This window comes from Pedobacter sp. 01T416_2 (assembly GCF_056398925.1).
This window is the reverse complement of sequence record NZ_JBFTQI010000911.1, coordinates 1-2,161: the sequence shown is the minus strand read 5'-3', so window position 1 is coordinate 2,161 and position 2,161 is coordinate 1. Positions and strand designations below refer to the sequence as shown.

2 protein-coding genes are annotated in these 2,161 nt (G+C 40.3%); one reads left to right on the top strand and one right to left on the bottom strand.

Annotated elements, in window-relative coordinates; translation table 11 throughout:
* Nucleotides 1-340 precede the first annotated feature (340 nt).
* The gene (locus tag AC1DPQ_RS25745) at nt 341-955 is read right to left on the bottom strand and encodes a hypothetical protein (RefSeq protein WP_477579696.1); all 615 of its coding nucleotides are present in this window, start codon (nt 953-955) and stop codon (nt 341-343) included.
* A 209-nt stretch (nt 956-1,164) separates the two neighbouring features.
* Between AC1DPQ_RS25745 and AC1DPQ_RS25740 the strand changes: the two genes are divergently transcribed.
* Nucleotides 1,165-1,983 (top strand): SDR family NAD(P)-dependent oxidoreductase, encoded by an 819-nt coding sequence (locus tag AC1DPQ_RS25740; protein WP_477579694.1) that lies wholly within the window; start codon nt 1,165-1,167, stop codon nt 1,981-1,983.
* The last annotated feature ends 178 nt before the right edge of the window (nt 1,984-2,161 follow it).

The window sequence follows — 2,161 nt, the reverse complement described above, 5'->3', positions numbered from 1 at the left end:
TTCCTGGAGTGAAAAGTATTGCCTTGAATACCACAAGACCTGAGAAAGTTGCCGCCAATGTTGCCCTTGCCGCAAAAAAGCTGCCCTTAGCCTTTTGGACTGAAATGCAGCACCGTGGGTTAATCGAAACCGAATCATTTAATTACAGTATCTAAGTAATATCTTGGTTTTTACTTGAAAGCAAAAGTGGCTTATCATAAATTGTCATCCTGAGCTTGTCGAAGGACCTTTTTTAATCTCTTAAAAAGCGTTTCGACAGGCTCTCCGTAGGAGTCCTTTGGACAACGTGACAAACTCGAAGTAAATTACAATTTATGATACAGCCTCTTTGTATTTTTTGTTAATCGATGAATTGTATCTGTTGTACCAGGTAGGCCTTCCCAAATTTCTGCGGATCCTGTACCACTGTTGCCTTAATGGCCTTCCATTTTGGCCGTTGTCCTTTTTGCCAGTTTGCACGGATTTCCTGTACATTTAGCCAGATTTCTTCAAGTTCGTTCTGTACGGTACTGTCTTCATAAGTGAGCTGTAACTTATCTGGAACCATATAATAATTATTTCCTGTTTTGCTTAGTCTTATTACTGGTCCGCCAGGTACATATGAGGTAATCAGCTGAACAGGAAATGACTCAGTTCCTTTGTATTGCTCTTTGCTAATTATCTTTTCGAAAATAAAGTAGTATTCAGGTCCGTCTTGAAGTGGCTCTTTATCACGGTTGAATCTGGCTTTAACGCGATAAGAATAACCAGGTTCCCTTTGGTCAAAACCTACAAGAGAGGCGCCTGCATCTACATTGCCTGGTAACTTTAAAAGCACATCATTATCTGCAGCATAACGAGGGCTTACCAGCAGTTCAACTTCCTGTCCGTTTTTTAAGTTCAGCGGACCATATCTTTCCGATTTTTTACATGAAACAAGTGCAAAGGCTACAAAAAGAAAAAGTAGGTTTTTCATAGGTGAGTGGTTTTTAGATTAATGGTTCCTCATAAAACGTAAAAACATCCATAAGCGCTACAACAGATTGATAATCTTTCGGGTTATTGTTAAATATTCAAACTGATAATTTAGCTAAACCTTAAAATGTGCTAATAGTCCCGTGTTTTGTATAAATTGGTCTTACCGCGCTACAATACCTTTGTTATCAATATTTAACAAAGAAAAAAATGTCGAAAATAATTTTAATTACCGGTGCTTCACGTGGCTTTGGTAAAATCTGGGCAAAGGCCCTTTTAGAGCGTGGCGATAAAGTAGCTGCAACCGCAAGAAATACAGCAGATTTAAATGATTTGATAGAAGCTTATGGCGATGCTGTGTTGCCGCTTCAATTGGATGTAAACGATAGAGACGCCTGTTTTGCCGTAGTTGGAAAAGTTAAGCAGCATTTTGGCCGCATTGATGTATTGATCAATAATGCAGGATTTGGTTTGTTTGGTGCCATAGAAGAAACGACTGAACAACAGGCCCGTGCACAAATGGAAACCAATTTTTTTGGTCTGCTGTGGGTAACACAAGCAATTGTTCCGGTAATGCGCGAACAAAAAGCCGGGCACATTATCCAGGTTTCTAGCTTCCTGGGCTTGGTGACTTTGCCTGTGTTGGGTTTATACAATGCCTCGAAATATGCGGTTAACGGCTTAAGTGAAACCTTGGCTACGGAAGTAAAAGGTTTTGGCATTAATGTAAGTTTAATCGAGCCAAATGGTTTTTCTACCGATTGGTCGGGTGCTTCAGCTTTCCAAACAGCGCCGCTAGAAGTATATGCGCCAGTTAAAAAAGCATTTTTTGATGCTTCGACACCCGATAGTTGGGGCAAACCAGAAGCGACAGTACCCGCTGTATTGGCATTGATCGACAGTCCTAAACCTCCTTTACACTTCTTGTTGGGTAAAGTGGCTCTACCAAATGTTAAACAGGTTTATGCAGAACGTTTGGCTGAATTTGATGAATGGGCTGAGGTAGCGGCCGATGCGCACGGTCATTAATAAATCATTTAAAACCTTTAACTACAAGCTGTATGGGGTAATTGTGTAGCTTGTAGTTAATTACTATTCAAAGGGATGAAACACTATAAAAATTTAGCCGAATTACACAGAGAAAACGCATTTCCGCCACCCGAGAACCCATTGTTTAGCATTTACAAATGCGACCATAGGTGTACCA

Excerpts from the sequence above, each read along its gene's own strand:
- AC1DPQ_RS25740 (WP_477579694.1), top strand. The coding sequence starts at position 1,165 with ATGTCGAAAATAATTTTAATTACCGGTGCTTCACGTGGCTTTGGTAAA.
- AC1DPQ_RS25745 (WP_477579696.1), bottom strand. The coding sequence starts at position 955 with ATGAAAAACCTACTTTTTCTTTTTGTAGCCTTTGCACTTGTTTCATGT.